The organism is Bacillus sp. SRB_331, assembly GCF_003264175.1.
In the GTDB taxonomy this organism is placed as follows: Bacteria; Bacillota; Bacilli; order Bacillales; family Bacillaceae_G; genus Bacillus_A; species Bacillus_A mycoides.
This window is the reverse complement of sequence record NZ_NADV01000011.1, coordinates 258457-266522: the sequence shown is the minus strand read 5'-3', so window position 1 is coordinate 266522 and position 8066 is coordinate 258457. Positions and strand designations below refer to the sequence as shown.

5 protein-coding genes and 1 other annotated feature are annotated in these 8066 nt (G+C 35.3%); all 5 genes read right to left on the bottom strand.

Going from position 1 to position 8066, the window contains the following annotated elements; translation table 11 throughout:
* A partial coding sequence (locus tag B5P42_RS32570; RefSeq protein ID WP_258397462.1) for an NEAT domain-containing protein occupies positions 1-1834 on the bottom strand: 1834 nt, incomplete at its 3' end.
* A gap of 19 nt (positions 1835-1853) precedes the next feature.
* Complete coding sequence (gene isdC / locus B5P42_RS09970; protein ID WP_044442286.1) at positions 1854-2561, bottom strand: heme uptake protein IsdC; 708 nt, start codon at positions 2559-2561, stop codon at positions 1854-1856.
* 461 nt (positions 2562-3022) lie between these two features.
* Entirely contained in the window at positions 3023-4348 is a 1326-nt protein-coding gene (brnQ6, locus tag B5P42_RS09965) for a branched-chain amino acid transport system II carrier protein BrnQ6 (RefSeq protein ID WP_044442284.1), read from the bottom strand.
* A 113-nt stretch (positions 4349-4461) separates the two neighbouring features.
* Positions 4462-4712, bottom strand: a binding site (T-box leader).
* Positions 4713-4819: 107 nt separating this feature from the next.
* Positions 4820-5509 carry a 23S rRNA pseudouridine(2604) synthase RluF gene (locus tag B5P42_RS09960; protein WP_113734135.1) on the bottom strand — a complete coding sequence of 230 codons (690 nt, stop codon included), beginning with the start codon at positions 5507-5509 and terminating at the stop codon, positions 4820-4822.
* Positions 5510-5705: 196 nt separating this feature from the next.
* Positions 5706-8066 (bottom strand): endonuclease MutS2, encoded by a 2361-nt coding sequence (locus B5P42_RS09955; RefSeq protein WP_113734134.1) that lies wholly within the window; start codon positions 8064-8066, stop codon positions 5706-5708.

Below are 8066 nucleotides of genomic sequence, written 5' to 3'. Positions count from 1 at the left end.
GGTTGTCGTTTCCACCTTGGTTGTCGTTTCCGCCTTGGTTATCTAACGGTTTAATGCTATCTTTATCAAATGCAAATTGAATATCATAGAAATGATGATAATTCATTGAATCGATATCGACTTTTACTTTTGCGTTCAATTTTTTCGATAAATCTGCTACTTCCACTTCCACTACACGCGTATCAGCTTTCGTATCTTCACTCAATACACTCGCATCAACAAACGAACCATTTTTCTCAAATTCAAACTTTGTAATCCAAGCGCTATTCGTTAATGTGAATGATACATATTTTTTACCATCTTTCACTTTTAACACGCCTGGACTCTTTGTATACGTGTTCATCATTGAAATTTCTTCTGTTTGATCTTTTAAAGCTTTGAAATTGATACTGTATTCACCATCTTTAATTGTTTCAGCATCTGGTTTTTCTACTTCCGGTTTCTCTACTTCTGGTTTCTCTTCATTTTTAATTTGTTCAAGCTTATCTTGTTCAAATAAAAGTTGCACATCATGTGTTTGCTTATAGTTTCTTGATGCCATTTCGATAAATACTTTTGTATTTAGTTTTTTAGATAAATCGTTTACTTCAAACTCTACTACTCTTGTATCTTTTTCTTTATCTTCACTCACTACTTTTGCATCAACAAACGTACCATCTTTTTCCGTTTGGAAATTTTTAATTAATGAGCTACTTTTTAGTGTTACAATTGCTTTTTTCTTACCATTTTCTACTTTTAATACCCCTGGATTTACCATGTAAGTATTCATCTTAGATTCTTCATCTGTTTGATCTTTTAACACTTTAAACGGAACGCTGTACTCACCATCTTTAATTGTTTCAGTATCTGGTTTTTCTAATTCCGGTTGTTTCTCTTCATTTTTAATTTGTTCAAGTTTATCTTGTTCAAATAAAAGTTGTACATTATGTGTTTGCTTGTAACCTTGTGATGCCACTTCAATAAATACTTTTGTATTTAGTTTTTTAGATAAATCGTCTACTTCAAATTCTACTACTCTTGTATCTTTTTCTTTATCTTCACTCACTACTTTTGCATCAGCAAATGCGCCATCTTTTTCCGTTTGGAAATTTTTAATTAATGAGCTATTTTTTAACGTTACAATTGCTTTTTTCTTACCGTTTTCTACTTTTAATACCCCTGGATTTACCATGTAAGTATTCATCTTAGATTCTTCATCTGTTTGATCTTTTAACACTTTAAATGGAATGCTGTACTCTCCATCTTTAATTGTGTTAGAATTTGGTTGTTGATCTGGGTCAGGCTTTTGGTCGGGCTTCTGACTCGGATCCGGATTTCCATTTGGATCTGGCTTATTAGCTGGGTCCTCTTTTTCATTTGGTTGTTCTACATGAATCGGTGTAATACTATTTTGATCAAATGCAATACGCACATCATAGTCATGATGATAATTTAAAAAATCAATGTCTACTTTTACTTTCGCATTTAATACCTTCTCTACATCGTCCACATCAAATTCTACGACTCTTGTATCTTTTTCTTGATCTTCACTAATTACATTTGTCGCAACAAACTGACCACTTTTTTCCGTTTCAAACTTTGTAATCCATGAACTATGTTCTAACGTAAAGGATACTTTCTTTTTCCCATTCTTCACTTTTAAAGTTCCTGGACTTACAGAGTATTGATTCATCATAGATTCTTCATCTGATGTGTCTTTAAGAACTTTGAAACCGATTGAATATTCACCGTCAGCTAGTTGACTAGCAGCTTGAACTGCAAGGGGTTGTAATATTGATGCGAATGTAAATACCATTAAAAACATCGCAATAACAATTTTAAGATATTTATTCAATAGAATACCGCTCCTTTATTTAGTTTTGACGTACTTTACGAATTAAGAAAACACCTGAAATAAGAAGTAATGCTGCAAATAATCCGATACGTGCTTCATCACTTGTTTTTGGGTTATCTGTTTTTTCAGCTTTCCCACTTTCATTTGTTCCTTTATTTACATCTTTGTTTGTTTCTTTGCTCTCTTCTTTCTTCACTTCTTCTTTTACTTGTGTATTTTTTTGAGTTTGATCTTCATTTTTTGTTGCAGCAGTTGCCTTATTCTCTCCACCTACTGCTTTTACATTTGCATCAAACGCAAAGCGAATTGTGTAGTTATGGTCATAATTTACGTTCGGTACAACAACATGAATTTTTACAGCTGCTGGTTTAGATAAGTCGTCTATTTTAAACTCTACAGTTCTTTTATCTGCAGATTCATCTTTACTAACAACTTTTGCATCAACAAAGTTCCCGTTCTCTGGTGCTTTAAATTCTGTAATCCAAGCACTATGATTCATAGGAATTTGTACTCTCATCTCACCATTTTTTACAATTAACTTAGCTGGTTTTTCAAAATAATCATTTGCCATTGAAGCTGAATCATTTTCTGCTTTTTGTATGACATAGTTAATATCGTAAGTACCGTCAGCTACATTTGCCGAAACTTGTCCGAATGGCACTACGAGAAAAGCTAGCATACATACGAATGTCATAATAAAAGCGGGTAATACCGAAAACTTTCTCATTTACCTTACTGCCTCCTTGTTTTTCTTTTTTGAAAATGATAATTATTCTCAATATATAAGAAAAAAAATAATCTCTCTATCTCTATTTTATAACGAGTAACACTATGTAGTTAGAAATATATTGATTATCATTCTCATTGATAGACAAAAAAATAATCCCACCAATTTTTCCTATAAGAATAAACATAAAACTCTTTCATCATTTTATTGATTATCATTCTCAACGAATTTCAAAAAAAAATAAACCGCCTAATTCTATCGTTCTATCACCTCTTCTTACAAAAATGATATAGTCATAGAAAACCTCTTCCCTTCCAATATTTCCACAACTAAGTCAATCTTAGCCTACTGGTAATTTTTTTGTCAACTATATTACGTATAAAATTTTTAATATCTGAATTCTTCTATATATAATTTTTCTACAAAAAAAGAGGCTTTCTTTTAAAGAAAGCCTCTTTCCCTTATTTTTCTACAGCAATTTCTTGCTTTTGAAATAAAGAAACTACATATCCAATTGCAATTCCAATGATACCGGGAACTAGCCAACCAATCCCTACACTATATAATGGAATTTTATCTAAAATAGGAGCAAGGGCCGCTACTTGAAGATTTGCATTATGCAATCCATCAAAGAAGCTAATTGCAAATGCGCCTACAATACCGCCTACATACATAGCTAATGGAAGACGAATATAGTTTTCAACAAGCGATAATACGATCAGTACAATACCAATTGGGTAAATTGCAATTAAAATCGGCAATGCTAATGCGTTTAACTGAGTTAAACCAAGATTTGCTACCATAAATGCTAATACAGAGAAAATGAAAATGACTTTTTGATAAGAAAGCTTTGGTAATAACGAAGAAAAATATTCTCCACAAGCTGCTACAATACCGACAGAAGTTGTTAAGCATGCTGCTGTAATTGCGATACCTAGTAATAATGTTCCGTAGCTACCAAATAAATGATTCACGACGTTTGTTAAAATAATTCCACCGTTTGCTCCCATTCCAAGTGAAACACTTGAAGCTCCAAGGTAAGCAAGTGCTAAATAAACAAGAAGTAAGCCAAGTGCTGCAATAAATCCTGCAAAGATTGTTACTTTCGCAATACTGTTCTTATTTGTAATGCCTTTTGCTTTTAAAGCATTGATCACAACATTTCCGAAAACAAGTGCTGCTAATCCATCTAAAGTTAAATATCCATCAATAAAACCTTTAAAGAGCGGGGCACTATACGCTTCTGTAGGGGCACCAAACTCTCCCATTGGAGTCATAATTGCTTTCGCTACAATAATTGCAATAACAGCTAATAAAATTGGAGTTAACACTTTACCAATGCGCCCCACTAATTTCGATGGGTTTAATGCTAAATAGAAAGTTACTGCAAAGAAAATAAATGTAAAGATAACAAGTGGATAGGATTGACCAGCTATCTCACTTGATAAAAACGGTGCAACACTCATTTCATAAGCAACAGTCCCTGTACGTGGTACACTAACAAATACGCCTAAACATAAATAAATTGCAGTAATGAAAATTAGCGCGAATACAGGATGTACACGTCCTGCTAATTCATTAATATCTCCCTTTAGAGCTATAACAATAACTCCTAATAAAGGCAGTCCTACACCTGTTACGATAAAGCCAAATAACGCGATCCATACATCTGTTCCAGCACCTTGCCCTAACGCTGGTGGAAAAATCATATTACCGGCACCGAAAAACAGTGCAAATAACATTAAGCTTATTGCAAACATCTCAGAAAACTTTAAAGATGATTTCATTTCTACTACCTCCTAATTATTTTATTGACAAAATATTCTGAATTAAAATCCGTCACATATCCTCTTTCAAGCATACTTCCCCGTAAAAGAACGCAAAAAACACCCGTCCCTAACAAAGGGACGAGTGTTGAAATCGTGGTTCCACCCTTATTCTAATAAAATGAATTTATAACGAAATAAGCTCATTTTATAGCTCGTGTAAATTGATAACGGTTTTATCCGCCAAGAATTACAATGCATCTGCAGTTCACTCTTGAAGTTTAGAGGTGGTAAGTTTGTCTTTCCGTATTAGGAAGCTCACAGCCTAAGGCTTCCCTCTCTGAGAATCGTCAAAAACAACTCATGTCCTCATCATTACTTTTATAAAATATCTTGTCGAAACTTGTTGTTTTTTATTATATGGGCTATTTTTTAAAAAATCAATAGTTTTATTTTTTCTGACAAAAAAATATAGGGAGAAAACTTTCCTCCCTATAACTGCCCTATTAATATTTCTAATTCCTTAGCTGTAATGTCTCGCCATTTTCCAGCTTCAAGCTCATTTAGCTCTATATTCATAATGCGCACTCGCTTTAGCTTTGTTACAGTAAATCCGAAAGCACGACTCGTTCTACGAATTTGCCTGTTCATTCCTTGCGTTAAAACGATGCGAAATGTAGATTGATCGACTCTCGTTACTTTACACGGCTTCGTCATTCCATCTTTAATTTTCACTCCACCAGACATCTCATCAATAAACCAATCTGTAAACGGCTTATCAACAGTGACAACATATTCTTTCTCATGCTCATAATCACCGTGCAAAATTTGATTCGCAATCGCACCGTCATTCGTTAATAAGATGAGTCCTTCCGATGCTTTATCTAATCGTCCAACAGGAAAGATTCGTTCTGGATAATCGATATAATCAATAATGTTTCCTTCAATATGTTCGGCTGCTGTACAAGTAATTCCGACTGGTTTATGGAAGGCAATATACACCTTTTCTTTCTCTTCTTTTGCAATAACTTGCCCATCAATCGTTACAATATCACCTTCATTAACGAGTGCACCGTGCGTACATACTTCACCGTTAATACAGGCACGTCCTGCTTTAATGAGACGGTCTGTTTCACGTCTTGAGCAGGATTTTGCTTCGCTTATGTATTGGTTGATTTTCATGTTTTTTTCCTTTTCTTATAGATTAAAAGCGTCAATCCATGGCAATATCATTATGCCAAGATTGACGCTCCTTTACTTCGCAAAAACAACTAAATAAATAACCCCAATTACCAAAAATATTCCGCAACAAGCTAACAATACTTTTGCAAGTTTGTCCATAAACATATAATGGTTTCCCCTTTTGTTTGGTTGTTTGCTATTTTAATTCGACAACTGTTACGCCTAGGCCTCCCTCGCCCATGTCACCGTAGCGGTAGGTTTTCACACCGCGATGTTTCTTCAAGTAATCTTGTACACCTTGGCGAAGCGCTCCTGTTCCTTTACCGTGAATAATTGATACACGAGGATAGCTTGCAAGCTGTGCATCATCTAAATATTTTTCAACGCGCATCATTGCATCTTCATAACGTTCGCCGCGAAGGTCTAGCTCTAACGACACGTGATAATCTCTACCCTTCACACTTGCGACTGCTTTTTTCTCAGTTTGCTTCGGTGTATTAATGTATTCCATATTGGATTCTTTCACTTTCATCTTCAGAATACCAATTTGTACGCTCCACTCTGTATCACTTACTTTTTCAAGCAATTGACCTTTTTGACCGAACGTTAACACTTTTACTTCATCACCTGCGCGTAATTGTTGTTTTGGCGCTGTGTTTTTCACGTTTACTTTTTGTTTCTTCACAAGCTCTGGCGCCGCACCTTCTAGACGGCTCTTCGCTTCAATAAGCTCATGGTCTTTCACGTTTATAAGCTGTGCTTTACGCAATTGACGAAGTTCTTGAATAATGCCTTCTGCTTCTTGCTTTGCAGCTTCGACTTTTTCTTCCCCTTCTTTTTGCGCTTTTAATAATTTTTCATCGCGCTCATCGTTAAATTCAATAATTTGACGTTGTAATTCACGATGAAGTTTTTCAGATTGCTTACGATGCTCTTCCGCTTCTTTTCGTTCGCGCTCTGCATTTTTTTGGCTTTCTTCTAGCTTTGCAATCATATTTTCGATTTTGTTCGTATCTGTACTAATATGGTTACGAGCGCGATCAATAACGCGATCAGACAAACCAAGACGCTTCGAAATTTCAAAGGCGTTACTACGTCCTGGTACACCGATTAATAATTTGTACGTTGGGCTTAATGTATTCACATCGAACTCAACGCTCGCATTAATAACTTGCTCACGATTGTATCCATATGCTTTTAATTCTGGGTAATGCGTCGTTGCAACAACGCGAGCACCACGGTTACATACTTCATCTAAAATAGAAATCGCTAGTGCAGCCCCTTCTTGCGGATCTGTCCCAGCACCTAATTCATCAAATAGGACTAAACTTTCAAAATCAGCTTTTTCTAAAATATCTACAATGTTTACCATATGAGAAGAGAATGTACTTAAATTTTGTTCAATCGATTGCTCATCACCGATATCAGCAAAGATGTTTTTAAATACACATATCTCTGATTCATCCATTACTGGAATATGAAGACCAGATTGCGCCATTAAGACACAAATACCGACTGTTTTCAGTGTAACTGTTTTACCACCTGTATTCGGTCCTGTAATAACGATTGTTGTAAAGTCTTTACCAAGCATAATGTTATTTGGCACGATAATTTCCGGATCAATAAGCGGATGGCGTGCTTGTTTTAAATCCATGTAGCGTTCATTATTTACGATTGGCTTCGTCGCTTTAATTCGCTTCGCATAAAGAGCTTTCGCAAAAATAAAATCAAGATTTGCAACTACTTCTACGTTTGATAAAACAATATCAGCTTCCACTGCTACTTCTTCCGTTAACATCATTAAAATGCGTTCTACTTCTTGTTTTTCTTTCACACGTGCTTCTTGAAGTGCGTTATTTAATTCCACGATTACTTGCGGTTCGATAAATAATGTTTGTCCAGAAGCAGATTGATCGTGAACAATACCTCCATATACGCCGCGGTATTCTTGTTTTACCGGGATTACGTAGCGTTCGTTACGAATCGTTACAATTGCATCTGATAACATTTTTTGCGCGTTTGAAGAACGCGTCATGTTTTCTAATTTCTCACGAATACGGCTTTCCGCAGTACGAATTTGATTACGAATACCACGCAATTTGTCACTTGCGCTATCGACTACTTCACCGCCGTCACCAATACAATTTGTAATCTTCTTTTCTAAATCATATAAAGACACAATTTGCGCGACATGTATTTCTAAAATTGGAAGCTCAACACCGTTGTCAATCATATCGTCAATGAAACGTTTCATTTGGCGACTACCGTACATCGTACTTGCGATTTCAATTAATTCATGAGGACTTAACATACTTCCAATTTTCGCACGCTTAATATTTGAACGAATATCAGAAATCCCTCCAAGTGGTACATGTCCTTTTAAACGGATGACTTTCGCTGCCTCATCCGTTGTTTCTTGCAATTCCACAATTTCTTCAAAATCTGTGCTTGGCACTAAATTCTTCACTTTATCACGACCAAGTGAAGATGCTGTATGTTCAAGTAATTGTTCTTTTACTTTATTGTATTCTAATACACGCAACGTTCGTTCTAACAT

Coding starts and splice junctions, on each gene's coding strand:
- isdC (WP_044442286.1), bottom strand. CDS start 2,561: ATGAGAAAGTTTTCGGTATTACCCGCTTTTATTATGACATTCGTATGT.
- brnQ6 (WP_044442284.1), bottom strand. CDS start 4,348: ATGAAATCATCTTTAAAGTTTTCTGAGATGTTTGCAATAAGCTTAATG.
- B5P42_RS09960 (WP_113734135.1), bottom strand. CDS start 5,509: ATGAAAATCAACCAATACATAAGCGAAGCAAAATCCTGCTCAAGACGT.
- B5P42_RS09955 (WP_113734134.1), bottom strand. CDS start 8,066: ATGTTAGAACGAACGTTGCGTGTATTAGAATACAATAAAGTAAAAGAA.